Source organism: Pseudomonas sp. 18-147, from assembly GCF_051048045.1.
Lineage (GTDB): Bacteria > Pseudomonadota > Gammaproteobacteria > Pseudomonadales > Pseudomonadaceae > Pseudomonas > Pseudomonas aeruginosa.
Genome location: NZ_CP182296.1, coordinates 1129562 through 1153565, shown reverse-complemented (window position 1 = coordinate 1153565; position 24004 = coordinate 1129562). Strand labels below are relative to the sequence as shown.

The 24004-nt window shown below is 68.7% G+C and carries 26 protein-coding genes; 14 read left to right on the top strand and 12 right to left on the bottom strand.

The window, feature by feature from the left end:
- The first annotated feature begins 219 nt into the window (after window positions 1-219).
- Window positions 220-1395 (top strand): TIGR03862 family flavoprotein, encoded by a 1176-nt coding sequence (locus ACM0M4_RS05520; protein WP_024928859.1) that lies wholly within the window; start codon window positions 220-222, stop codon window positions 1393-1395.
- Window positions 1396-1417: 22 nt separating this feature from the next.
- Here the strand turns inward: ACM0M4_RS05520 and ACM0M4_RS05515 are convergent, their stop codons facing one another.
- From ACM0M4_RS05515 to ACM0M4_RS05505, 3 genes are all read right to left on the bottom strand, one after another.
- Window positions 1418-2767 carry a DEAD/DEAH box helicase gene (locus ACM0M4_RS05515; protein WP_023084000.1) on the bottom strand — a complete coding sequence of 450 codons (1350 nt, stop codon included), beginning with the start codon at window positions 2765-2767 and terminating at the stop codon, window positions 1418-1420.
- Window positions 2768-2844: 77 nt separating this feature from the next.
- The gene (locus ACM0M4_RS05510; RefSeq protein ID WP_003093104.1) at window positions 2845-3348 is read right to left on the bottom strand and encodes an NYN domain-containing protein; all 504 of its coding nucleotides are present in this window, start codon (window positions 3346-3348) and stop codon (window positions 2845-2847) included.
- Between the two features lie 65 nt (window positions 3349-3413).
- Entirely contained in the window at window positions 3414-4130 is a 717-nt protein-coding gene (locus ACM0M4_RS05505) for a DUF2076 domain-containing protein (RefSeq protein WP_003114320.1), read from the bottom strand.
- 99 nt (window positions 4131-4229) lie between these two features.
- Between ACM0M4_RS05505 and ACM0M4_RS05500 the strand changes: the two genes are divergently transcribed.
- The 4 genes from ACM0M4_RS05500 to ACM0M4_RS05485 all read left to right on the top strand — a co-directional run bounded on the left by ACM0M4_RS05500 (window position 4230) and on the right by ACM0M4_RS05485 (window position 7304).
- Window positions 4230-4811 carry a cysteine hydrolase family protein gene (locus ACM0M4_RS05500; protein ID WP_003106834.1) on the top strand — a complete coding sequence of 194 codons (582 nt, stop codon included), beginning with the start codon at window positions 4230-4232 and terminating at the stop codon, window positions 4809-4811.
- 157 nt (window positions 4812-4968) lie between these two features.
- Window positions 4969-6063, top strand: a complete 1095-nt coding sequence (gene sfnG, locus ACM0M4_RS05495; RefSeq protein ID WP_003093107.1) for a dimethylsulfone monooxygenase SfnG — start codon at window positions 4969-4971, stop codon at window positions 6061-6063.
- Between the two features lie 83 nt (window positions 6064-6146).
- Complete coding sequence (locus ACM0M4_RS05490) at window positions 6147-6803, top strand: hypothetical protein (RefSeq protein WP_003114321.1); 657 nt, start codon at window positions 6147-6149, stop codon at window positions 6801-6803.
- 66 nt (window positions 6804-6869) lie between these two features.
- Window positions 6870-7304, top strand: coding sequence for a VOC family protein (locus tag ACM0M4_RS05485; protein ID WP_003106829.1), 435 nt, complete (start codon window positions 6870-6872; stop codon window positions 7302-7304).
- Window positions 7305-7310: 6 nt separating this feature from the next.
- Here ACM0M4_RS05485 and ACM0M4_RS05480 read toward each other — a convergent pair whose 3' ends face one another.
- Window positions 7311-8147 carry an SDR family oxidoreductase gene (locus ACM0M4_RS05480; RefSeq protein WP_003106828.1) on the bottom strand — a complete coding sequence of 279 codons (837 nt, stop codon included), beginning with the start codon at window positions 8145-8147 and terminating at the stop codon, window positions 7311-7313.
- Window positions 8148-8208: 61 nt separating this feature from the next.
- On the opposite strand from ACM0M4_RS05480, the gene ACM0M4_RS05475 reads away from it, so the two are divergent.
- From ACM0M4_RS05475 to ACM0M4_RS05465, 3 genes are all read left to right on the top strand, one after another.
- Complete coding sequence (locus tag ACM0M4_RS05475) at window positions 8209-9348, top strand: endonuclease/exonuclease/phosphatase family protein (RefSeq protein WP_054375835.1); 1140 nt, start codon at window positions 8209-8211, stop codon at window positions 9346-9348.
- Between the two features lie 89 nt (window positions 9349-9437).
- Window positions 9438-10172, top strand: a complete 735-nt coding sequence (locus ACM0M4_RS05470; protein WP_003106825.1) for a substrate-binding periplasmic protein — start codon at window positions 9438-9440, stop codon at window positions 10170-10172.
- A gap of 23 nt (window positions 10173-10195) precedes the next feature.
- Entirely contained in the window at window positions 10196-10603 is a 408-nt protein-coding gene (locus ACM0M4_RS05465) for a hypothetical protein (protein ID WP_003118266.1), read from the top strand.
- 10 nt (window positions 10604-10613) lie between these two features.
- Here ACM0M4_RS05465 and hrpB read toward each other — a convergent pair whose 3' ends face one another.
- Window positions 10614-13130 carry an ATP-dependent helicase HrpB gene (gene hrpB, locus ACM0M4_RS05460; RefSeq protein WP_054375834.1) on the bottom strand — a complete coding sequence of 839 codons (2517 nt, stop codon included), beginning with the start codon at window positions 13128-13130 and terminating at the stop codon, window positions 10614-10616.
- Between the two features lie 141 nt (window positions 13131-13271).
- On the opposite strand from hrpB, the gene ACM0M4_RS05455 reads away from it, so the two are divergent.
- Together ACM0M4_RS05455 and fieF are read left to right on the top strand one after the other, a co-directional pair.
- A complete protein-coding gene (locus ACM0M4_RS05455) occupies window positions 13272-13688 on the top strand; it encodes a hypothetical protein (RefSeq protein ID WP_003093116.1) in 417 nt (138 codons plus the stop codon).
- Between the two features lie 88 nt (window positions 13689-13776).
- The gene (gene fieF, locus ACM0M4_RS05450; RefSeq protein WP_003093118.1) at window positions 13777-14673 is read left to right on the top strand and encodes a CDF family cation-efflux transporter FieF; all 897 of its coding nucleotides are present in this window, start codon (window positions 13777-13779) and stop codon (window positions 14671-14673) included.
- Here fieF and ACM0M4_RS05445 read toward each other — a convergent pair.
- The gene (locus ACM0M4_RS05445; RefSeq protein ID WP_003114323.1) at window positions 14666-15349 is read right to left on the bottom strand and encodes a DUF6515 family protein; all 684 of its coding nucleotides are present in this window, start codon (window positions 15347-15349) and stop codon (window positions 14666-14668) included. The two genes, fieF and ACM0M4_RS05445, sit on opposite strands and share 8 nt — an antisense overlap.
- 447 nt (window positions 15350-15796) lie before the next feature.
- Here ACM0M4_RS05445 and ACM0M4_RS05440 point away from each other — a divergent pair, with 447 nt between their 5' ends.
- From ACM0M4_RS05440 to ACM0M4_RS05430, 3 genes are all read left to right on the top strand, one after another.
- Window positions 15797-16306, top strand: coding sequence for an Lrp/AsnC family transcriptional regulator (locus ACM0M4_RS05440; protein ID WP_221345567.1), 510 nt, complete (start codon window positions 15797-15799; stop codon window positions 16304-16306).
- Window positions 16307-16507: 201 nt separating this feature from the next.
- Window positions 16508-16717, top strand: coding sequence for a DUF2788 domain-containing protein (locus ACM0M4_RS05435; RefSeq protein ID WP_003093125.1), 210 nt, complete (start codon window positions 16508-16510; stop codon window positions 16715-16717).
- 100 nt (window positions 16718-16817) lie between these two features.
- The gene (locus tag ACM0M4_RS05430) at window positions 16818-17210 is read left to right on the top strand and encodes a globin (protein ID WP_003093127.1); all 393 of its coding nucleotides are present in this window, start codon (window positions 16818-16820) and stop codon (window positions 17208-17210) included.
- A 33-nt stretch (window positions 17211-17243) separates the two neighbouring features.
- On the opposite strand, the gene ACM0M4_RS05425 is transcribed toward ACM0M4_RS05430, so the two are convergent.
- A complete protein-coding gene (locus ACM0M4_RS05425) occupies window positions 17244-17813 on the bottom strand; it encodes a pseudouridine synthase (RefSeq protein ID WP_003114324.1) in 570 nt (189 codons plus the stop codon).
- A gap of 138 nt (window positions 17814-17951) precedes the next feature.
- On the opposite strand from ACM0M4_RS05425, the gene ACM0M4_RS05420 reads away from it, so the two are divergent.
- On the top strand, window positions 17952-19037 hold the full coding sequence (locus tag ACM0M4_RS05420; protein WP_054375832.1) for an MBL fold metallo-hydrolase: 1086 nt from the start codon (window positions 17952-17954) through the stop codon (window positions 19035-19037).
- On the opposite strand, the gene ACM0M4_RS05415 is transcribed toward ACM0M4_RS05420, so the two are convergent.
- The 5 genes from ACM0M4_RS05415 to ACM0M4_RS05395 all read right to left on the bottom strand — a co-directional run bounded on the left by ACM0M4_RS05415 (window position 18995) and on the right by ACM0M4_RS05395 (window position 24002).
- Window positions 18995-19561, bottom strand: a complete 567-nt coding sequence (locus ACM0M4_RS05415) for an SEC-C metal-binding domain-containing protein (RefSeq protein ID WP_003106057.1) — start codon at window positions 19559-19561, stop codon at window positions 18995-18997. The genes ACM0M4_RS05420 and ACM0M4_RS05415 overlap by 43 nt on opposite strands.
- Window positions 19562-19711: 150 nt before the next feature.
- Window positions 19712-21211: an AMP nucleosidase gene (amn, locus tag ACM0M4_RS05410; protein ID WP_003119204.1), complete on the bottom strand. Its 1500-nt coding sequence runs from the start codon at window positions 21209-21211 to the stop codon at window positions 19712-19714.
- A 54-nt stretch (window positions 21212-21265) separates the two neighbouring features.
- A complete protein-coding gene (locus ACM0M4_RS05405) occupies window positions 21266-21697 on the bottom strand; it encodes a PaaI family thioesterase (protein ID WP_003093139.1) in 432 nt (143 codons plus the stop codon).
- A gap of 11 nt (window positions 21698-21708) precedes the next feature.
- Window positions 21709-23358 carry an acyl-CoA dehydrogenase family protein gene (locus tag ACM0M4_RS05400; RefSeq protein WP_221345502.1) on the bottom strand — a complete coding sequence of 550 codons (1650 nt, stop codon included), beginning with the start codon at window positions 23356-23358 and terminating at the stop codon, window positions 21709-21711.
- Window positions 23355-24002: a TetR/AcrR family transcriptional regulator gene (locus ACM0M4_RS05395; protein WP_003093144.1), complete on the bottom strand. Its 648-nt coding sequence runs from the start codon at window positions 24000-24002 to the stop codon at window positions 23355-23357. The genes ACM0M4_RS05400 and ACM0M4_RS05395 overlap by 4 nt, the downstream gene beginning before the upstream one ends.
- Between the last annotated feature and the right edge of the window lie 2 nt (window positions 24003-24004).

The window sequence follows — 24004 nt, the reverse complement described above, 5'->3', positions numbered from 1 at the left end:
TCGCGCAGCGCATCGTGCCTGGCCTTGCGACGGTTGATCAGTTCCTGACCAGGCGCACGGCGAGCGGACCAGGTGGCATCGACAAGGCTCGGAGGCGGTCTTCGCCTCGGTTACACTGCACGCCGGTTTCCCCAGGTCTCGCTCGTCGTCCACATGCCCAGTCAAGCATCCTCCCCTTCCCCCCAGGTCGCCATCGTCGGCGGCGGTCCCGCAGGCCTGATGGCCGCGGAGGTCCTGAGCCAGGCGGGCGTACGCACGGAAGTGTTCGACGCCATGCCCTCGGTCGGCCGGAAATTCCTCCTCGCGGGCGTCGGCGGCATGAACATCACCCATGCCGAGGCCAGGGAACAATTCCTCGGCCGCTATGGCAGGCGCCAGAAGGAAATCGCCGCACTGCTCGGCGAATTCGACGCGGATGCGTTGCGCGCCTGGATCCACGGCCTGGGTATCGACACCTTCGTCGGCAGTTCCGGCCGGGTGTTCCCCTCCGACATGAAGGCCGCCCCGTTGCTCCGTGCCTGGCTCAAGCGCCTGCGCGAGCAAGGCGTGCTCATCCACACCCGCTGCCGTTGGCTGGGCTGGAACGCGGACGGTACGCTGGACATCCAGAGCGCCGCCGAGCGCCTGTCGATACGCGCCGACGCCGTGATCCTGGCGCTCGGTGGCGGCAGTTGGCAGCGCCTGGGCTCCAACGGCGCCTGGGTGCCCCTGCTGCGCGCCCGTGGCATCGAGGTCGAGCCCCTGCGGCCAAGCAATTGCGGTTTCGAGATCGACGGCTGGAGCGAGCTGTTTCGCGACAAGTTCTCCGGCGCTCCGGTCAAACCGGTGGCCATGGGACTGGCGGGCGAAACGCCGCGCCAGGGCGAATTCGTCGTGACCCGCGACGGTATCGAGGGCAGCCTGGTCTATGCCCTCTCCGCCGCCATCCGCGAACGGATCGAGGCACGGGGTTCGGCCGAAGTATGGCTGGACCTGTTGCCGAACAGGCGTCGCGAGCAGATCGAGGCAGCCCTGGCTCGCCCGCGCGGCTCCAGGTCGATGGCCAATCACCTGCGCAGCCAGTTGGGCATCGATGGGGTTCGGGCCGGCCTCCTGCGTGAACTCACCCCCGCCGCCACCTATACCGAGCCGGCCCGCCTGGCGGCGGCGATCAAGCGCCTGCCGCTGACGCTGCTGCGCCCGCGTCCGCTGGACGAAGCGATCAGCAGCGCCGGCGGCGTACGCTTCGAGGCGCTCGACCACAACCTGATGCTCGATGGCCTGCCCGGCGTGTTCTGCGCTGGGGAAATGCTCGACTGGGAGGCGCCCACCGGCGGCTACCTGTTGACCGCCTGCTTCGCCAGCGGGCGCGTGGCCGGACTCGGCGCGCTGGCCTGGTTGCGCGGCAGGCGCTAGAGACCGGTACGCCAGCGCCTCGCTATTTGCCGGACGGCCGCTTCTTCGGCTTGCCCGCCGCACCCGCGCCGAAGCCCGGTGCCTTGCGCACCGCCTTGACCGTCGGCGCGCTGCTGTCGAACCAACTGCCCAAGTGGATCTTGCCGGGCTTGCCGACGCTCTCCGCGGCCTTGGGTTTCTTCGGCTTCTTCGGTTTCTTCAGCACCACGCCGCCCGGCGCGGTCTGCGGCACCCGGTGCTCCGGCTCGAAGTCGGGCTCCTCGCGGCGTTGCAGGGTCTGCCCGATCAGTGTCTCGATCGCCGCCAGCAGCTCCACTTCGTCGGCGCAGACCAGCGACACCGCCTGGCCGGAGGCACCGGCACGTCCGGTACGGCCGATGCGATGCACGTAGTCCTCGGCGACGATCGGCAGGTCGAAGTTGACCACCAGCGGCATTTCCTCGATATCCAGGCCACGCGCGGCCACGTCGGTGGCTACCAGCAGGTCTACCTCGCCGGCCTTGAACCGCTGCAAGGCGCGCAGCCGCGCCGGCTGCGGCTTGTCGCCATGGATCGAGTCGGCGGCGATACCCTGCCGCTGCAACAGTCCGACCAGTTCCTCGACGCTCTTGCGGGTCTTGGCGAAGACCAGCGCCTGGCGCCAGCGATTGGCCTGCAACAGGTGGCAGAACAGCTCGGCCTTGCGCTTCTTGTCCACCGGCACCAGCCATTGCCTGATGCTCTTCGCCGCGGTATTGCGCGGACTGACCTCGATGGACAGCGGGTCGCGCAGCAGTTCACGGGCCAGCGTGCGGATGGCGTCGGAGAAGGTCGCGGAAAACAGCAGGGTCTGGCGCTTGCGCGGCAGCGCGGCGAACAGTTCGTCCAGCTCGCGGGCGAAACCGAGGTCGAGCATGCGATCGGCTTCGTCCAGCACCAACGCCTGGAGCTGGGCGAACTTCACCGCGTTCTGCCGATACAGGTCGAGCAGCCGCCCGGGAGTGGCGACGAGGATATCCACTCCCTTGCGCAGCTTCATCATCTGCGGGTTGATGCTAACCCCACCGTAGGCCACCGCGGTACGCAGCGGCAGGTGCTGGCCGTAGTCGCGGACGCTGCCGTGGACCTGCTCGGCCAGTTCGCGGGTCGGAACCAGGACCAGTGCACGCACCGAGTTCGCAGCGACCTGCGGCCCCTCCAGGGTCAGCCGCTGCAGCAACGGCAGGGCGAAACCGGCGGTCTTGCCGGTGCCGGTCTGTGCTGCGGCGAGCAGGTCGCGGCCCTTGAGCGCCGGGGGTATGGCTTGGGCCTGGATCGGCGTAGGCGTGCCGTGGCCGAGCCCTTCGAGGGCCTTGAGCAGGGGGTCGAGCAGACCGAGGGAAGCGAACGTCATGAGCGACTCGGAAAAAAGGAAACGGACGGCATTCTAGCGGATTCGCCGTCTCCCATCGTCCTCTGGAGCGCGGCCGGTCAGCCCTTGAGCAGCAGTCCGCCCTCGATCGGCACGTAGCGCGACGCCGCTCGGATCAGCGCGTTGGCGGTCAGGCCAGGCACCCCGTAGGCCGTAGCCACGACGCCGTGGGCGCGGATGACCTTCTCCAGCAGCAGATCGAAGTCGCCGTCACCGGACAGCAGCACCACTTCGTCCACCCGTGGCGCGGCATCCAGTACGTCGATGGTGATGCCGACATCCCAGTCACCCTTGGCCGAGCCGTCGGCACGCTGGATGTAGGGCTTCAGCTTCACCGTGAAACCGAGGTTGCGCAGAATCTGCTGGAACTGCTGCTGACGCGGGTCGCCGCGGTCGATGGCGTAGGCATAGGCCTCGACGATGCTCCCGCCGCGAGCGATGTCTGCCCACAGGGCGGCGTAGTTGAGATGGCAGCCGTAGGCCTGGCGCACGGTGTAGTAGAGGTTCTGCACATCGGCGAAGACAGCGATCTTCTTCGCCGCGGGCGACTCGGGACGACTCAAGGGGAACTCCGGAACGACGGCAGTGGGCCACCATTATCGCAGCCCACGGCCCGCAACCCTAACGGTCAGGTGAACAAATCGTCGTCGCCGAGGAAGCTGGAGTCGTCGTTGAAGTCGCTGTCGCTGAAATCGCCATCGGCGAAACCGCCGTCGGCGGGATAGTCGCTATCGGCGAAGCGCTCGGTCGCCGGCTCGGGATCGGCAAACTGGCTGGCGTCGAGGTTATCCACCGGGACGTCCTGGATCACCTCGACGATTTCCTGCGGCTGGCTGTGGCGGAACATGCCGGTGAGCAGGTCGGCCACCAGCATCCCGCCAGCGACCCCAGCGGCCGTCTGCAGCGCACCGCCGAGAAAGCCGCTGGCCCGCGAAGGCGCGGCCGCCGCGGCGGGCGCCATACCCGGACGCATGTCGCCGGCCGCCGCCGCCGGATTGGAGAAACGCGTCTCGCCCCAGCCCGCCGGGCGCCCCGATTGGCTCGGCGCCGGCTCGTCGCGCGCGCCGCCGCCGAACAGGCCGGAGAGGAAGCCGCCGCTGCTCGGACGGCTCTGCTGCAACTGGGCGACCTGCGCCTCGAGCTCCTTCACCCGTTGGTCGAGGCGCTTCAGCGCGGCTTCCTGGATCAGCACCACCTGCGCCATGTAGTACGGCGCCGCCGGCTGCCGCACCAGGTGCTGGTTGATCTGCGCCTCGGCCTCGGCGTCACGCGGAGCGGACTGCCCCTCGGCCTCGCGCAGGCGGCTGAACAGGCCGTCGATCAGGGTTTTCTCATCGGATTTCATCGCACGCCTCGACTGCATTTCGAGAAGGAAGGATGGATTGCACCAAAGGGAAATATTGGAGCACCCTGCACGATCTCAAGTTCCTCCGGTGAATTCCCGATGAATGACGATGCCCAGCGCTCCGCACGGTCCCAGGTCGCCCTGCTGATCGTCGACCTGCAACGCGGCATGCAGCGCCACGACCTGCCGCCGCGCAACAATCCCGGCGCCGAGGCGCGCATCGTCGAACTGCTTGCCGCCTGGCGCGCCGCCGGCTGGCCGGTGGTGCACGTCCGGCACGTATCCCGGCAGCCCGGCTCGCCCTTCGCGCCCGGCCAGCCTGGCGTGGAGTTCCAGCCAGCGCTGGCGCCGCGCGACGACGAGGCGGTGTTCGAGAAGAACGTTCCCGACGCCTTCATCAACAGCGGCCTGCAACGCTGGCTCCATGTCCGCGACATCCGCCAGGTGGCGCTCGTCGGGGTAGCCACGGAGAACTCGGTGGAAGCCAGCGCACGCAGCGCCGGCAACCTCGGCTTCCAGACCTGGGTAGTGGCCGACGCCTGCTTCACCTTCGCCAAGCCCGATTTCCACGGCACCCCGCGCAGCGCCGACGAGGTGCATGCGATGGCGTTGGCCAACCTGCACGGCGAGTACGCCGTGGTACTGCGCGCCGCCGAACTGTTGCAGCGCTTGCCGGCCTGACTGTCTGCCGGGCAACAGCGGGACAACAGGGCTGTCCGGCAGAAGACAGGCCGGTTCCGCCATATCCCCCATAAGCCATTGATTCGAAAACATGAATCCGGGATGGCACGGTTCCTTCATAGACACCGGACCACGCCCCTACCCGGAGATACCCCCGATGAGCCAAGAGCAACAGCCGATCCGCTTCGCCTACTGGGTCCCCAACGTCAGCGGCGGCCTGGTGGTGAGCAAGATCGAGCAACGCACCAGCTGGGACATCGACTACAACCGCAAGCTGGCCCAGTTGGCGGAACGCAACGGCTTCGACTACGCCCTCTCGCAGATCCGCTTCACCGCCGGCTACGGCGCCGAGTACCAGCACGAGTCGGTGGCCATCAGCCACGCCCTGCTGGCGGCCACCGAGAAGCTCAAGGTGATCGCGGCGATCCTGCCTGGCCCCTGGCATCCGGCGGTGGTGGCCAAGCAACTGGCGACGATCGACCAACTGACCAATGGCCGGGTCGCGGTGAACATCGTCAGCGGCTGGTTCAAGGGAGAGTTCACCGGCATCGGCGAACCCTGGCTGGAGCACGACGAACGCTATCGGCGCTCCGAGGAGTTCATCCGCGTGCTGAAAGGCATCTGGACCGAGGAAAACTTCACCTTCAAGGGCGATTTCTATCGTTTCCACGACTACACCCTGAAACCCAAGCCGATCCAGCAGCCGCACCCGGAAATCTTCCAGGGCGGCAGCTCGCGGGCGGCGCGGGACATGGCCTCGCGCGTGTCCGACTGGTACTTCACCAACGGCAACAGCATCGACGGCATCCGCGCCCAGGTCGAGGACATCCGCGCCAAGGCGGCGGCCAACGGCCATTCGGTCAAGGTCGGAGTGAACGCCTTCATCATTGCCCGCGACACCGAGGAGGAAGCGCGGGCGGTGCTCGACGAGATCATCGCCAAGGCCGACTACGAGGCGGTGAACGCCTTCGGCGACGCGGTGAAACAGGCCGGCAAGGCCTCGCCGGAGGGCGATGGCAACTGGGCCAAATCCACCTTCGAAGACCTGGTGCAATACAACGACGGCTTCAAGACCAACCTGATCGGCACGCCACGGCAGATCGCCGAGCGCATCGTCGCGCTGAAGGCGGCCGGGGTCGACCTGGTGCTGTCGGCCTTCCTGCACTTCCACGAAGAAGTGGAGTATTTCGGCAAGCACGTGTTGCCGCTGGTCCGCGAACTGGAGCAGGCCCAGGCTCGCGAAGCGGCCTGAACGGCAACGGCGGCCGCCAGGCGTTGGCCTCGGCGGCCGGCTGGGTTAGAGTCGCGGGCTCGTATCCGATCTGCCGACCCGCGATGAATCCTCTGCTGCCGCTGCGTGACGCCTGGTTCTTCTTCACCCGCCACCTGACCACCCTGGTGCCGCTCTGCCTGCCCTGGATATTCCTCGAAAGCCTGCTCCAGCAGCAGATCGACGAAGCCGTCGGCCCCCAGCAGATGGGCGCCTGGAGCCTGGTCGCCGGACTGCTCTTCTACCCGCTCTACACCGCAGCCCTGATCCTGTTCATGGACGCGCGCGGGCGCGACGAGCGGCCTCGCGTCGGCCAGCTGTGGAGCGCCGCGCTGCGCCTGTGGCCAGCCTTCGCGCTACTCGCGGCGCTGACTTCGCTGCTGATCGTGCTCGGCCTGTCGCTGCTGATCCTGCCGGGCATCTTCGTCATGGTGAAGCTGTCCTTCGCCGAATTCTGCCTGGTGCTGCGCGGCCGTAGTCCGCTGCAGGCGCTGCGGGAAAGCTTCGAGTTCACCCGTGGGCGATTCTTCCTGATCCTCGCCTGTTCGCTGGTGATCCTGCTGCCGGTCTGGAGCCTGGAAGCCTGGCTCGCCGATTCGGCCGGCGACGCCGTCGTGCTGCGGGTCGCCCTGCATGCGCTCAGCGGGTTCTTCCAGCTGCTGTTGACCATCGTCGCCTTCCGCATCTACAGCCTCGGTCCGGCGCCACGCAACGGGATGTGAACGGCGCCGCGCGCCGATTCGCCGCGCTGGCCTATGCTTGACGAGCCCTGCCTCGAGGAACGGACCATGAGCGACGAATCGGCCAACCCCAGCTGCATTTCCCACCTGTCCATCGGCACTAACGACTTTCCCCGTGCCCGAGCCTTCTACGACGCGGTGATGGCCGCCCTCGGCTGCAAGGTGATCCTCGAATACCCCGGCGCCGTAGCCTACGGCAAGCTCTATCCGGAGTTCTGGGTGCAGGCGCCGATCGACGGCCGTCCCGCCAGCGTCGGCAACGGCAGCCACGTCGGCTTCTTCGCCGACAGCAAGGCCCAGGTCGACGCCTTCCACGCCGCGGCCCTGGCCGCCGGCGCACGCGACGAGGGCGCGCCGGGCCCGCGTCCGCTGTACGGCGAGCCCTACTACGGGTGTTTCATCCGCGACCTCGACGGGCACAAGGTCGAGGCCTCCTACTGGGACATGAGCCAGGGCTTCGACGCCCACGACCACGCCCACTGAGCACCGTCAGGGTTGCGGCTTGAGTCCCGACAGGCGCGGCACCAGCAGCTTTTCGAAGAGACGCGGAAAGAAGCGCGCCAGCAGCCGCGCCCGCCAGTTGACGTTGGACAGCACCAGCAGGCGCCGGCGCCGCGCGGCGCCCTGGAAGATCGCCTCGGCGACCTCCACCGGCGATGCCACCTGGCTGCCCAGCACTTGCACCGGCTGGCGAGTCACCGAGCCATCGCCGACCAGCGCGTTCTTGCGCAGGTCGGTGGCGGTGAATCCCGGGCAGGCCAGGGTCACGCTGACGCCGGTGCCTTCCAGCTCCATCCGCAGGGTGTCGAACAGACCGTGCAAGGCATGCTTGCTGGCGTTGTAGGCGCTGCGGTAGAGCAACGGGGCGAAACCGGTCAGCGAACCGAGCACGACGATCTGCCCGCGCCGTTCGAGCAGGCTCGGCAGCGCCGCGCGGGTGCAATGCACGGCGCCGAAGAAGTTCACCGCCATGACCTTGCGGAAAACCCCCAGGCCGGTTTCGGCGAAGGTACCGCGGTGGGTGATGCCGGCGTTGTTGACCAGCACGTCGATGCCGCCGAAGCGCTCCACCGCCAGCGCCACGGCACGCTCCACCGCATCGGCGTCGGCGACGTCGCAGCGCAGGCCGAGCGCCTCGCCGCCGAGATGGTCGCGCAGGTGCTGGACCAGGCTGTCCAGCGCCGCCTGGTCGAGGTCGAGGATCGCCAGTCGCGCACCGGCCCGGGCGAAACGCAGTGCCAGCGCGCGACCGATGCCGGAACAGCCGCCGCTGACCAGCACCACCTTGTGGCGGTAGGCCTGGCTGCTGAATACCTTGCGCGGCATGCGGTACCCTCCCGCTCGAAAAAACGCGAACCCTTGCGTCAATTCGACCTGCAAGGATGAAATGCGCGGCGGCAAGCTCTATGCTCTGGTCCTTTCCAGCATAGTCTCGATTGCGATGTCACTGCCCCGTCTACGCAACCTGCTGTTCGTCGGCCTGCTCCTGCTGGTCGGCGGTGCCCTGCTCGCCAGCTACCTGCTGAGCTGGCAACCCGCCGATCGCGAAGCCGCGCCCCTGCATTGCCAGGGCGCCGCGCCGGCGCTGAAGCCGGGGCAGGCCCTGAAGGTGATGACCTGGAACATCCAGTACCTGGCCGGCAAGCGCTACGTCTTCTGGGACGACCTGCCGGATGCCACCGGCCCGGACCAGCGCCCCACCGCCGAAGACCTGGCGTTCACCCTCGACGAGGTGGTCCGGGTGATCCGCGACGAGCAGCCGGACCTGGTCCTGCTCCAGGAGATCGACGATGGCTCCAGCGCCACCGACGATCAGGACCAACTGGCGCTGATCCAGGAGCGCATCAACGATCTCTACCATTGCAGCGCCCAGGCCTACGAGTGGAAGTCGGCCTTCGTGCCGACGCCGCACATCTTCGGCAGCGTCGGCCGCAAGCAGGCCACCCTGAGCCGCTATCGCATCGATAGCGCCGAGCGGCGCCAGTTGCCGCCACGCGATGGCGGGCTGTTCGACCGCCTGTTCGGGCCGCGCCCGGCGATCCTGGTCAGCCACCTGCCGATCGACGGCGGCGGCGAGCTGGCCGTGCTCAACGCCCGCTTCGACCGCCCGCAGGCGAACGACGACACCCTCGAGCGCCAGGTCGAGACCACCCGTACACTACTCGACGAACTGCAGGCCAGGCGCACGCCCTGGCTGCTCGGCGGCGACCTCAACCTGCTGCCGCCCGGCCAGTATCCCTACCTGCTGGCGCCGCTGCGCGCGCCCTACCGGGAAGACAGCGAACTGGCCGTCCTGAGCGGGCGCTTCCCGATGGTGCCGTCGGTGGAAGAGGCCAGTGGCGTCGACCAGGTTCGCTGGTACACGCACTTCCCCAACGACCCACGGGTCCAGGGGCCGGATCGGACCCTCGACTACCTGTTCCACAGCCCCTCGCTGACCCGTCTCGATGCCCGGGTCCGGCGCAGCGATACGCTGCAGATCTCCAACCACCTGCCGCTCGCCGCGCGCTTCCTGCTGCCCCATTGACCGGGCGCGCGCCGGGCTGGACAAGCGGCCCGGCGCGCCGCATGCTTCGCCCCCATTCATAACAACAAAAAACGGCAAGGCCGCACACCATGCCCCTACGCACCACAACGCCCCTGCTCGCGCTGCTGGCGTTCGCCCTGCTGGCCGCCCCGCAGCTCCATGCGCAGGACGCAAGGCCGTCGTTGAACGTCGGCTACTACGAATTCCCCCCCTACATCTATACCGCCCGGGATGGCCACGCCGCCGGTTCCGGCGCCCGCCTGGTCCGCCTGCTGCTGGAGCGGGCCGGCTATCGTCCGGCGTTCCGCGCCCTGCCCAGCGCGCGCCTGTACCTGGGGCTGCAGGATGGCAGCGTGGCGCTGTGGGCCGGCGCGGCCAAGCCGGAGCTGGCCGCCGACACCCTCCAGGCGCGGCGCGTGCTCGGCCACGTCAGCCTGAACCTGTACTACCCGGCGCACCAGCCGGCACCGCGGGTTCCCCAGGACCTGGCCGGACGCCGGCTGATCCTGATCAGCGGCTACAGCTACTGGAAACCGGTCACCGACTTCATCCAGGACCCCAACCTGCACCTGCGCCTGTACCGCACCGGCACCCACCACGCCGCCTTGCGCATGCTCGAACTCGGGCGCGGCGACTACCTGCTCGACTACCAGGCGCCGGTGGAAGCGGCCAGCCGCCAGGCGTTGGCAAGCCAGGAACTGTACCGCCTGCCGCTGCGGATGATCGTCTCGCGCCACATTCCCGGCGCCGAAGCGCTGCGCGACCGCCTGGACCAGGCCTACGACCAGTTGCGGAGCGACGGCGCCGACCTGTCCCTGCTGTGAACCGACCCCGGAGGAGGAGCCCGATGCATACCGCCATCCCCTGCTGCACGATCAACGGCGAACAGCCCGCCCTGCGCGGACAGGTCTGCCAGTCGCTGCTGATCCAGGAATGGTGGTGGGAAGGCCGTCCGGCCGATCCGGTGAACGTGGTCTACCTGCAGTTCGAGCAACGCTGGTATCGCCTCTACTTCGAGGGCGAGACGGTGTTCTGGCGCAGCGGCGAAGCGCCGCGGCCCTGCGAGAACGACGAAGGCCCGGGCGAGTACCGCCTGCACGACCTCGGCCGGCAGCGCGGCCTGGCCGGTGTGCGCCTGCTGGCCCTGGAGTTCGTCCTCAACGGCCCGACCCTGGACAGCCACTTCGACTTCGCCGACGGCCAGCGCCTGAGTTTCCGGCACTTCCTCGACGACGACCTGACCCGGGTGCTCTGAGCGCCGTCGACTACTTGCGTGGCTTGGCCCGGGCAGTGGCCTCGGCCACCAGCGGGTCGTCCGGCCAATAATGCTTCGGATAGCGTCCCTTCAGGTCCTTCCTGACTTCCGCATAGGTGCTGCGCCAGAAGTTCGCCAGGTCCTGGGTCACCTGCACCGGGCGATGCGCGGGAGACAGCAGGTGCAGCTTCACTGCCAGGCGGCCCTGGGCGATGCGCGGAGTGTCGCCGAGGCCGAACAGTTCCTGCAGGCGCACCGCGAGGATCGGCGGGGTTTCGCTGTAGTCCAGGCGGATGCGCGAGCCGGAGGGGACTTCCAGGGTTTTCGGCGCCCACTCGTCGAGACGCTGCGGTAATGGCCAGGGCAACAGCCCGGCGAGGATCGAAGCCAGGTCGAGGTTGGCGAAGTGAGCCAGGCGGGTGACCTTGCCGAGATAGGCCGGCAACCATTCCTCCAACCGTTCCAGCAACGCGGCGTCGCTGACGTCCGGCCACTCGCTCTCGCCCTTGTCTTCCAGGTCCAGCCGGCGCAGCAAGCCGATGCGCGCCTGCCACTGGCGCAGTTCCGGGGTCCAAGGCAACAACTCCAGGCCCTTGCGCCGGACCAGGCCGAGCAGCGCCTGGCTGCGCGCCGCTTCGTCGAGGCCGGGTAGCGCCTCGCTGGACAGCACCAGTTCGCCGACCCGGCGCTGGCGCTCGGCGCGCAGCACGCCTTCGCGCTCGTCCCACTGCAGCTCGTCGCGCTGGCTGACCTGCTCCGCCAGGACCGTATCGAACAACCTCGGATCGAGTTCGGCGGCCAGGTAGATCCGCTCTTCGCGCTGGCCCTGGCGGCTGCCCAGATCGGCGATCACCAGCCAGGGCTGCTTCATCAGGCTGTCCGGTTCGCCGAACTGCGCAGCGCGTCCATTGGCCAGCCGGTAGTCGCCGCCACCGGCGCGGCGCTGGCGAGCGATGCGGTCGGGATAGGCGAAGGCCAGCAGGCAACCCAGCCAACGCGGATGACCGGGATCGACGACCGCCTCGCTGGCGGCGCCGCGCAGGTAACCGCGGAACTGCCGGGCCAGTTGCCGGGCGCGCTGTACCGCGCCGCGCGAGGCGCCAGTGCGGGCCTCGCCGGCGAGCAGGGCGAGACGGCTGTGCAGGTCGGCGCCGCCGCCACGCTGTATGTCACGTTCGCCGAGCAGCGCCGCTACGTCGCAAGCCAGTTCGCCAAGGCCGAGGGCCTGGCCGCGCAGCAGCAGGTGGGCAATGCGCGGATGGGTCGGCAATTCGGCCATCGCCTGGCCATGGGCACTCAACGCGCCGCTGGCGTACAGCGCCCCCAGCCGCCCGAGCAGCTCGCGGGCCTGGGCGTAGGCCGCCGCGGGCGGCGCGTCGAGCCAGGCCAGCTCCTCCGGCGCCACGCCCCAGCGCGCCAGTTGCAGGGCCAGCCCGGCCAGATCGGCCTGGAGGATTTCCGCCGTGCCGTAGGCAGGCAACTGCTCATGCTGGCTCTCCGACCACAAGCGGTAGCATACGCCCGGCTCCAGGCGCCCTGCGCGGCCGGCACGCTGGGTAGCGGAGGCGCGGGAGATGCGCTGGGTCTCCAGGCGGGTCATGCCGCTACCCGGATCGAAGCGCGGCACCCGCGCCAGGCCGGCGTCGATCACCACCCGTACGCCGTCGATGGTCAGGCTGGTCTCGGCGATGTTGGTCGCCAGCACCACCTTGCGCGTGCCCCGCGACGCCGGCTCGATGGCGGCGCGCTGGGCGGCGAGGTCGAGCTCGCCATGCAGCGGGCAGAGCAGCACCTCGGGGCGACCGCCAAGGGCCTCGCGCAAGCCTTCGTGAACGCGGCGGATCTCGGCCTGGCCGGGAAGAAAGACCAGCACGCTGCCGCTTTCCTCCGCCAGCGCCTGGAGCACCGCCTGCTGCACCCGCGGCTCGATGAACTCGCCGGGTTGCGCCGCCCGTCCCCAGCGGATATCCACCGGGAACATGCGGCCCTCGCTGCGCACCACCGGCGCTTCGCCGAGCAGCGCCGCAAGACGCTCGCCCTCCAGGGTCGCCGACATCACCAGCACTTTCAGCGGCGGCTCGTCGCGCAACAGTTCGCGGCCATTGAGAGTCAGCGCCAGGGCCAGGTCGGCATCCAGGCTGCGCTCGTGGAATTCGTCGAAGATCACCAGGCCGACACCGTCCAGCGCCGGGTCGTCTTGCAGGCGACGGGCAAGAATACCCTCGGTGACCACTTCGATGCGGGTCTTCGGGCCGCCCCTGCTCTCCAGGCGGATCCGGTAGCCGACGGTCTCGCCGACCTTTTCGCCCAGCTCGGCGGCCAGCCGCTCGGCCGCGGCCCGCGCCGCCAGGCGTCGCGGTTCGAGCATGAGGATGCGTTGGCCGGCGAGCCAGGGCTCGTCGAGCAGGGCCAGCGGCACCCGGGTGGTCTTGCCGGCACCCGGCGGGGCTTCCAGGACGGCCTGGTGTTGTGCACCAAGGGCCTGGCGCAGGGCGGGAACAACGGCGTCGATGGGTAGGGAAATCATGCTGGCTCCGGACTGACCGACGAAGTATACCGGCGAACCGGCAGGCGCTTTCGACGGTCTTATCGTCATCGTCGCGGCAGAAGATTGCCGAACGCTGGTCGATTGCTATAGTTCGCCGTCATGTTCACCCGGAGGTCATACATGCGCCTTGCCACCCGCGTTTCCTGTGCCGTTCTCAGTGCAGCCCTGCTGAGCCAGTTGTCGGCCTGCGGTACGCTGTTCTACCCCGAGCGACGCGGCCAGATCGACGGTCGCATCGATCCGGCCATCGTCGCCTTCGACGCCATCGGCCTGCTGTTCTATATCATCCCCGGCCTGATCGCCTTCGGCGTCGACTTCGCCACCGGCGCCATCTACCTGCCCGACGCCAAGTACTCGGTCGCCCCGGAAGTGCTCAAGGATGCCGTCGGCGCGGACGGCAAGGTCGACAACCGCAAGCTCAAGGCCATCCTCGAACGCGAGATCGGCCGTGAACTGCCGCTCGACGACCCGCGCCTCATCCGCCACAGCGGCAGCGTCGAGCAACTGGCGGCCTATGGCCTGAAGCCGGCCGCCTGATCCGCCCTCCGAGCGCGACCGTGCGTCAGTGCCCGGTCGCCGCCCGGTTGGTTTACAGTGGCGCCGTCCCTCCTGACAGAAGCGCCCCATGAGTCCCGATTCCCCCCACGCCCGCCTGCTGCGCCTGGCCACCCTGGCCTCGCTCGGTGTCGCCGTCACCCTGGTCATCGGCAAGGCCATTGCCTGGTGGCTGAGCGGTTCGGTGAGCCTGCTCGCCGGCCTCACCGACTCCCTGCTGGACAGTGCCGCCTCGCTGCTCAACCTGCTGGCGGTGCACTATTCGCTACGCCCGGCCGACGACGACCACCGCTACGGCCACGGCAAGGCCGAGGCCCTGGCCGGCCTGGCCCAGGCGATGTTCATCGGTGCCAGCGCGGTGCTGGTGGCTATCCAGGCGGTCGAGCAATTGCGCGACCCGCAGCCCCTCGGCGCTGCCACCTGGGGCATCGCGGTGATGCTGCTGTCGCTGCTGCTCACGGCCCTTCTCCTGGCCTTCCAGACCCACGTCATCCGCCGCACCGGTTCCACCGCGATACGCGCCGACTCGCTGCACTACCGCTCGGACCTGCTGCTCAACGCCAGCATCCTCGTGGCACTGCTCCTGGCCCGCTACGGCTGGCCACAGAGCGACGGCCTGTTCGGCCTGGGCATCGCCCTGTACATCCTCTGGAGCGCCCTGCAGATCGCTCGCGAGTCGGTGTCGATCCTGATGGACCGGGAACTGCCTACCGACATCAGCGAGCGCATGCGCGAACTCGCCTGCAGCGTGCCGGGAGTGCTCGGCGCGCACGACGTGCGCACGCGGATTTCCGGCAACCACTGGTTCGTCCAGTTGCACCTCGAACTGCCCGGCGAGCTGAGCCTGTCGGTGGCCCACGCCCTGACCGACCGCGCAGTGCTGGCGATCAAGCGCGAATACCCGAAGGCCGAGGTGCTGATCCATGCCGACCCGCAGGAAGTGGTCGGCAAGGAAACCGTCAGTTGACGCTGTAGCCGCGCCCGCTCAGGCAGGCGGCCATGGCCCGGCGGTAGCCGTTGGCGACCTCGGCGGCCGGCGCGTAGGTCGCCCCCGCCGGGTCGAAGCCGCTCTCGCCCACCGCCCAGCGGTGGCACTCGTAGCGGTCGCGGCCCTGCTGGTCGGGCCCCTGGCCGCGCGCGGGGTAGGCCACCACGTCGTAGCTGGCGGCCGGCCCGCTGACCGGATAAACGGGTCCCGCTGCCCGCGGCGGCGGGCTGACCACTTCGTACTCGCGGGTGTCAGCATGCCACAGGTAGTAAGTGCCGGCGGCAAGGAAGTACAGCACGCTGCCCAGCCAGACCTGCTCCGCATAGGGCGGCAGGCTGCGGACGCGCACCCCGCGGGGCGGCACGACCAGCACATAGCGCGGGCCGTCGGGTCGGTACCAGTAGCCGTCGTCGAAGAAATACTCGCCGCCGCGATAGGGCACCCGCAGGTGTCCGCGCGGCAAGGCCTCCACCACCCGGCCCGGACGCCAGTCGGGATGCGGTCCCCAACTGCCGCCATGCGCTTCGCCGCGGCCAGGTCCCGGTTGTCCGTGGGCAACACCGCGCTCGCCGCCGGCTCCACCGCGTCCCCCTCGGCCGTCGTCGGCCTGCGCCTGGACGCACAGGCTCAGCGAGAGAGCGCCCACCCCGAGCATTCGCCACCATCCACCGTTCATCGTCTGCCTCGCCCCGGGCCTGGTCGCCCGGCCACGTTCGAATGATCCCGGGAACGACTTTCCGCCGTTTTCCGCCAAGGGTGGGTAAACGCCGGGTAAAGAATGGGTAAAAGCGCGGCACGGGCCGGATCGCGGGCAAAGAAAAAGGGAGGCCCGTCGACCTCCCTTCTGGGGTAACTGTCCTGGCTCGGCGCTGTTGGCGACGGCTCACCTCACTCCACCTTCTGGGCGGTGTGCAACCCGGAGGCCGGCGCAACCCTGTAGGGTCGGCGGCCACGGCTGGCCTGATTGGGCGAGCCGTGATGGACGAGATGTCCGGGCCGTGAATCTGGGTAAAAGAATACGTCGCCAGGCGCGACCAATGATTGCTAATATTGCTCACCAGAACCTTGATTGCGCAATAAATCACTCAAATTCACCTTGCCGATGGCAATCAACCTGAAAGAAATCCTCGCCATGAACAAACTCGACCGCTACGACCTGCGTATCCTCGAAGAACTCCAGCGCGACGCACGCATCTCCAACCAGGAACTGGCAGAACGGATAGGCCTGTCGCCATCGCCCTGTTCGCGACGGGTCAAGCAGCTCGAGGACGACGGCTACATCGTCCGCCAGGTAGCCTTGCTGGACCGCAAGAAGCTCGGCCTGAGCCTCACCGCCTTCGTCCTCATAGGCATGGACCGACACACCCCGGAACGCTTCGAACATTTCCAGGAAGTCATCGGCAAATGCCCGGAAGTGCTGGAGTGCAGCCTGGTCACCGGGATGGACGCGGACTACCAGTTGAAGGTCGCGGTGCCGGACATGGACCATTACCAGAAGCTCCTGCTGGGTACCCTGACGCGCATCGAAGGGGTCTCCAGCGTGCGCTCCAGCTTCGTCCTCAACCAGGTGCTGGCGAGTACCGAACTGCCGCTGGAGCACCTGCGCGATTGATCGTAGCGAGACCTGGGACATGACACGGAACAGGCGGCATGCCGTATAATCGGCAGCCTGTTTCAGTTGTCATGCCCGCGTGGCCCCCGCATATAAAGAGCAGCCTGCTCGTAGAACGATAAACGCCTTGCCCGCCCCCCATGGCACGCTCCGTCCGACCGCGAGCCGGACTTCGTTTGCTTGAAAATCCGGAGGTTGCCAATGGATCCCGAACTGTTCGAAGAGTGGATGATGACCGGTCTGGTGACCGTGCTTATCCTGTTCATGGCTTTCATCGTGTGGGACCTGGCGAAGAAGTCGAAAGCCGGCAAGTTCGGAACCCTGATCCTGTTCTTCGCCCTCGGCCTGGGCGTACTGGGCTTCATCATCAAGGGCCTGGTCATCGGCAGCCTCGAAGGCGCGGGCATGTAACCCCGGCGCCACGCGCGTCATCCAACCATTCGTAATCATCCGCCGGCCCCGGCCAACGGGGCCGGCTCGCCTTGCCATTGCCTAGAACAAGGGAGTCGCCATGAACGCCGCCGACCGCGTCATGCAGAGTTATGGACGCTGCTGTGCCAGCACCGGATTCTTCGATGATTTCTACCGGCATTTCCTTGCCAGTTCCCCGCAGATTCGCGCCAAGTTCGCCACCACCGACATGACTGCGCAGAAACACCTGCTGCGTGCCGGGATCATGAACCTGGTGATGTACGCCCGCGGCATGTCCGACAGCAAGCTGCGCGCCCTCGGCGCCAGCCATTCGCGCGCCGCGCTGGATATCCGCCCGGAACTCTACGACCTGTGGCTGGACGCCCTGCTGATGGCGGTCGCCGAGCACGACCGCGACTGCGACGCCGAGACCCGCGACGCCTGGCGCGACGTGATGGGTCGCGGCATCGCCGTGATCAAGTCGTACTACTGATCGTTCCGCGCCCGCTGGACGACGCCCCTCTCGTCAGTCCAGCCGCGCCGGCACTTCCCGCCATTCCCCGAGGCCCAGGCCGTCCAGGCTCCAGGGGCCGATCCGCACCCGCACCAGCCGCAGCGTCGGCAAGCCCACCGCCGCCGTCATCCGCCGCACCTGGCGATTGCGCCCCTCGCGGATCACCAATTCCAGCCAGTGGGTCGGCACCGACTTGCGAAAACGCACCGGCGGCACCCGCTCCCACAACGTCGGCTCATCCAGCAGACGCGCCTCGGCGGGCAGCGTCGGGCCGTCGTTGAGCGTCACGCCCTCGCGCAGGCGCCGCAATTGCTCCTCGTCCGGCGTGCCTTCGACCTGCACCCAGTAGGTCTTCGGCAGCTTGTGCCGGGGGTCGGCGATGCGCGCCTGCAGGCGACCGTCGTTGGTCAGCAGCAACAGGCCCTCGCTGTCGCGGTCCAGGCGCCCGGCCGGATACACGCCCGGCACCGGGATGAAGTCCTTGAGGGTCGAGCGCCCTTGCTCGTCGTTGAACTGGGTCAGTACGTCGAACGGCTTGTTGAACAGCAGCAGCTTCGGCTCGCTCGGCGGCGCCTTGGCCACCCGGCGTGGCGCAGGGCGGACGGGATGACGCGGGGAAGGACGCGGGGGACGGGACATGACTGGAAACGAGTTGGCTTGATCGGGGTACCGGGCGGCATGCTAGGTTGTCCGAGAGCCTGACCGCAAGAGCATCCCCTCATGCCCTCCCTGCGTCCCACCTGGCTGATCAGCCTGCTGACCCTGGCCGGCTGCGCTGGCAGCGCCTATCAGGGTCCGCCTTCGGACCATTTCGACGGCGAACGTTTCCGCAATATCCAGCCGACCGCGCACAAGAGCCTGCGCGACCTGCTCAAGTGGCAGTGGAACCGCCCGCCGCAACGCCCGTGGTTCGCCCTGCCGCCGACGGCAACGCCGCCAAGGGTGAACGAGCGCGCCCGCGGCGAAGAACTGCGGGTCACCTACATCAACCACGCCACCCTGCTGATCCAGCACCGCGGCCTGAACATCCTCACCGACCCGGTCTGGTCGCAACGGGTCAGCCCGCTCGCCTTCATCGGCCCGAAGCGCCACCATCCGCCCGGGTTGACGCTCGACCAGTTGCCACCGATCGACCTGGTGCTGGTGAGCCACAACCACTACGACCACCTCGACCTGGAAACCCTGCGCCAGCTCCACCGGCGCTGGCCGACGGCCAAGGTGGTCAGCGGCCTGGGCAACGCCGGGCTGATCCGCCAGACAGGTTTCGCCGACGTCGTGGAGATCGACTGGTGGCAGGCCGTGCCGCTGGGCGCTGGCCTGACGCTGCATGGCGTACCGGTGCAGCACTGGTCGTCGCGCACCCGCAGCGACACCAACCGCACGCTCTGGCTCGGCTTCGTCATCGACTCGCCGGATGGCCCGCTGCTGTTTCCCGGCGATACCGGGCTCGGCCCGGAGTTCGGGCTGATCAACCAGCGCTTCGGGGCGATGCGTTTCGCCGCCCTGCCGATCGGCGCCTACGAGCCGCGCTGGTTCATGCGCGACCACCACATGAATCCCGACGACGCGGTGCAGGCCCATCGCACGCTGCAGGCGCAGGCCAGCATGGCCATCCACTTCGGTACCTTCAATCTCACCGACGAACAGCAGGACGACCCGCCCAAGGCGCTCCAGGCGGCACTGCGCAGCCAAGGCGTGGACCCGGCGACCTTCGGCACGCCGAAACCCGGCGAGCAGTGGCGCGTCGCACCGCGCAACGTCGCTCAGGAGGCCGAGGCCACCAGGCGGGAGCAGCAGTTGCGGTAGCGCTTGCCGCTGCCGCACGGACAAGCCTGGTCGCCACGGCCGCCCAGGGCCAGCCAGCTTTCCAGGCGCGCGGCCATCCCGGCCAGGCGCTCGCGGGCCTCGTCGTCCAGGCCGGCGCGGGCCAGTTGGCGCCGCAGGCCGAGATAGTCTTCCAGCAGGACATCGCGGCTGAGCGCCTGGTACTGGTCGGCCAGCGGCACGCCTTCGTAGCGCCGCTGCGGGTCGGCCAGGAAAGCGATGGCGCCCGCCTGCGGCAGGACATTCCACAGGTTGCCGCGCGGATCGCGCCAGCAAGCGCTGAAACGCGCGCGCAGGGCCAAGCCACGCCATTCTTCCAGGATCCAGCCATCGACCCGCTCGCCGCCGAGGGCCTCGACCGCCCGCCCGACCGAGAACCACGGTTCGCCGGCCAGGCTTTCCGGCATCGGCAACGGCGCTGCCACTTCCGGCGCGGCATCGGGTACCAGGCGGCGGGCGAAGCGACGGAGCGGGTTGCTGAGATGAGTGGGGACGCTGAACGGCATGAGGCTCACATCGATGGCAGGCGTGGTCGTTCCGACCGGCAGAGGGCGCCGCGGTTCCACGCAGGGCGAAGGGCCATCATTGTAGGGCCTCGGCGCCGCAAGGCGTAGAAGCGCGCCGCGGTTTCCGCACGGAAACCGCGGCGCGTCCGATCAACGGAACGGCGGCTCGTCGAAACTCCGCAGCTTGCGCGAGTGCAGCGAGTTGAGCTGGCTGCGCAACAGGTCGAGGGCGGCGATGCCGATCCGCAGGTGCTGGTTCACCGCGCGCTCGTAGAAGGCGTTGGCCGAGCCGGGCAGCTTGATCTCGCTGTGCAGCGGCTTGTCCGAGACGCACAGCAACGTGCCGTAGGGCACCCGCAGGCGGTAGCCCTGGGCGGCGATGGTGCCGCTCTCCATGTCCACCGCGATGGCCCGCGCCAGGTTGATCAGTGGCCGCTCCTGGGCCCAGCGCAGCTCCCAGTTGCGGTCGTCGTAGGTGAGCACGGTGCCGGTGCGCAAGCGTCGCTTGAGCGACTCGCCGCGCTCGCCGGTGACTTCGGCGGCGGCTTCCTGCAAGGCGACCTGGACTTCGGCCAGCGCCGGGATCGGGATGTGCGGCGGCAGCGCGCGGTCGAGGATGCCGTCGCGGCGCATGTAGGCGTGCGCCAGTACGTAGTCGCCGATGGTCTGCGACTGCCGCAGGCCGCCGCAGTGGCCGATCATCAGCCAGCAATGCGGACGCAACACCGCCAGGTGGTCGGTGATGTTCTTCGCGTTGGACGGGCCGACCCCGATGTTGACCAGGGTGATGCCGTCGCCATCGGCGGCGATCAGGTGGTAGGCCGGCATCTGGTAGCGGTGCCAGACCACCCCGGCGACGATGGCGTTGGCCTCGCCTTCGTCCATCCCGCGTTCGATGATCACGTTGCCCGGCAGGACCATGCGCACGAAGCGCGGGTCCTCGCGCAGGCGGGTCAGGCCGAGGCGGATGAACTGGTCGACGTAGCGGTGGTAGTTGGTCAGCAGGATCCACGGCTGCACGTGGCGCCAGTCGCTGCCGGTGTAGTGCACCAGGCGGCGCAGGGAGAAGTCCACCCGCGCGGCGTCGAACAGCGCCAGCGGCAACTGGTCGGCGCGTTCCCATTCGTAGAGGCCGTCGGCGATGTCGTCGGAAGCGGCGGACAGGTCGGTGCTGGGGAACACCCGCGCCAGCTCGGCGGCGGTCACCCCGGAGCCGGCCAGCTCGTCGCCCTGCTCGACCACGTAGGGATAGGGGATGTCCTGTTGGCTCGGGCCGACCTGCACCTGCACGGTGAAATCGTCCATCAGCGGACGCAACTGTTCCAGCAGGTACTTGCGGAAGGCGTCGGGGTGGGTGACGGTGACGCTGTATTCGCCCGGCACCTGGACCTTGGCGTAGGCGCGGGTGGTGGACGGCACCTCGCCCTGGCAGCGGTAGCCGATGCGCAGTTGCGGGTAGTGGAAGTTCTGCCGCTCGGCCTCGCTTGGCTCGATGCGCTCCTTGATGTAGCGCTTGAGCGCCTGGCTCAGCGCCGCGGTGGCCTGGCGGTGCAGCTCGGCAAGACGGTCGACGGCCTCCTCGGCCGTGCGGGCGACGACGAACCCGTCGTCGGAATCGATACTCATGGTGGGCTTCCTGTCGGTTCGCATGGAAAACATCTTGCCTGTACCGACAGGAAAACACAGCGCTTTTCTCCCGTTACCTCATTCGGCCAGCGCCACCACCGCCATGGTCACGGTGGCCTTGCTGAACAGGTGCCGCCGACCGTCCCGCTCGGCGAACACCTCGGCCTCGACCACCGTCACCTGGCGCCCGGCCTTGAGCACCTCGGCGCGACACAACAGGCGCTGGCAAAGCGCCGGGCGCAACAGGTTGAGCTTGAACTCCAGGGTCAGCACCGTCTGCCCCTCCTCCACCAGGGTCGCGGCGGCGGCCCCGGCGGCATGGTCGGCCAGGGTCGCCTGGACCCCGGCATGGATGAAGCCGTTCTGCTGGGCGTGGCGGGGCAGGATGTCCAGCCCCGCTTCGACCCAACCCGGCCCGCAGTCCAGCGGACGGATGCCGAGGTCGCCGACGAAACTGGCCGCGGCGAAGCCCTGCTCGACCAGCTCCCGGTAGCGCGGATGCGCCTGCATCGCGACGCGCCTCAGGTCAGGTGCGGGGTGGCGCGAGCCAACAGCGCCTCGACCTCGACGCCGCGCGGGAGGGTGCCGTAGACCCGCCCGCCGTCCCCCAGGCGACTGCCGATGAAGGCGTCGGACACCGCGGAGTTGCCGGCTTCCAGCAACAGCTTGGCCTGCAGGGCGATCGCCACGTCCTCGGTGAGCTGGCGGGCGCGGTACTGGATGTCGGCGGTGTCGGCGAAGGCCGCCTTGAGGTTGCCGATGTGCGCGGCGAGACGGGCGTCGCCATGGCCGTCGCCCAGTTCGGCGAACAACGCGTCGAGCACCCCCGGCTCCTTCGACAGGGCACGCAGCACGTCCAGGCACTGCACGTTGCCGGAACCTTCCCAGATCGAGTTCACCGGGGCCTCGCGGTACAGCCGCGGCAGGATGGTTTCCTCGACGTAGCCGGCACCGCCCATGCATTCGGAGGCTTCGTTGATCATCGCCGGGGCACGCTTGCAGATCCAGTACTTGCCCACCGCGGTGACCAGGCGGGCGAACTTCTCCTCCTGCTCGTCGTGGGCACGGTCCAGGGCATGCCCCATGCGCAGGGTCAGGGCCAGCGCCGCCTCGCTTTCCAGGGCCAGGTCGGCGAGCACGTTCTGCATCAGCGGTTGCTCGGCCAGCACCCGCCCGCCGACCTTGCGGTAGGCACAGTGGTGGGCGGCCTGGGTCAACGCCTGACGCATCAGTGCGCTGGAGCCGATCATGCAGTCGAAGCGGGTCATGGCGACCATCTCGATGATGGTCGGCACGCCACGGCCCTCTTCGCCGACCATCCAGGCCAGGGCGCCGCGATACTCGATTTCGCTGGAGGCGTTCGACCAGTTGCCCAGCTTGTCCTTCAGGCGCTGGATGTATAACTGGTTGCGGCTGCCGTCCGGCCGGTGGCGCGGCAGCAGGAAGCAGGTCAGGCCCTTGTCGGTGTAGGCCAGGGTGAGGAAGGCGTCGCACATCGGCGCCGAGCAGAACCACTTGTGCCCGACCAGTTCGTAGGCCTGCCCCGGTCCGGGAATCCCCACCGGGTAGGCCCGCGTGGTATTGGCCCGGACGTCGGTGCCGCCCTGCTTCTCGGTCATCGCCATGCCGATGGTGACGCCCGCCTTCTGCTCCATCGGCACGTTACGCGGGTCGTACTCGCGGGAGAGGATCTTCGGCAGCCATTTCTCGGCCAGGTCCGCCTGCAGGCGAATCGCCGGCACGCTGGCGTAGGTCATGGTCAACGGGCAACCGGTGCCGGCCTCCGCCTGGCTGTGCAGGTAGGACAGCCCGGCCCGCGCCACCTGGGCGCCGGGGCGCGGGTCGGTCCAGGGCAGCGAGGGCAGTTCGTGCTCGATGGCGGCGCGCATCAGCTCGTGGTAGGCGGGATGGAACTCCACCAGGTCGACGCGGTTGCCGTAGCGGTCGTGGCTATGGAACTCCGGCTTGTGCTGGTTGGCCAGGAAGCCGGCCGCCATCAGCGGGCCGCCGGCCAGCTCAGCGTAGCGCTGCAGGCGCTCCTCGGCCCAGCCGCCCTGGTAGCGACGCACCCACTCCTGGAGAGGCAGGTCGAGGCGGTAGAGGTTGGCGCCATCCAGCGACGGTACCTGGTTGGTCACTTCGTGGGTTTCGGCGTACTGGTGCAGGTTCATGAGGGTTCCTCGCAGACAGGCGCGCCCACCGCGCGCAGGCAGAAGTTCACCAGAGCCGTACTCACCGGCTCCAGACTCGGTTCCGGCTGGCCGCTGTCGCGAGCGGCGCGCGCCGGGGGAGACAAGGGGCCGACCAGCGCCTCGGCGATGGCCCCGACCAGGCAGGCCGCGGCAAGCGGCACCAGGGAAAGCTGGAATGCGCCACTGCGCCGGCCCTCCTCGAGCAGTTCGACGAACAGTGCGGCGTAGGCCTCGCGATAGCGCAGGCGCTGCTCGTCGACTTCAGGATCCACCGGCTCGGCGATCAGGGCGAAGGCCAGCCGCTGGCTGCTCCAGGCGCGCGCGGCGAAGCGCCGCAAGCCCTCGGCCAGGCGCCAGGCGGGCGCGCCGGGACCGCGCAGAACGACGGCCAGGGCATCGACCTCACGCTGGCTGGCGCGGCGGAAGATTTCCGCCGCCAGCTCGCCCTTGCCCCGGAAGTGGCGGTACAGGCTGCCGGTGGCGATCCCCGCGTCGTCGGCCAGGGCCTGCATGGTCAGCGCGGCGAAACCGCCCTCCGCGACACGCCGCAGGCCTAGCTGGAGGATGCGCTCGCGCAGCGCGGAATCGCGTTGCAGGCGGCGTTCGGTGACACGATAGACCATGA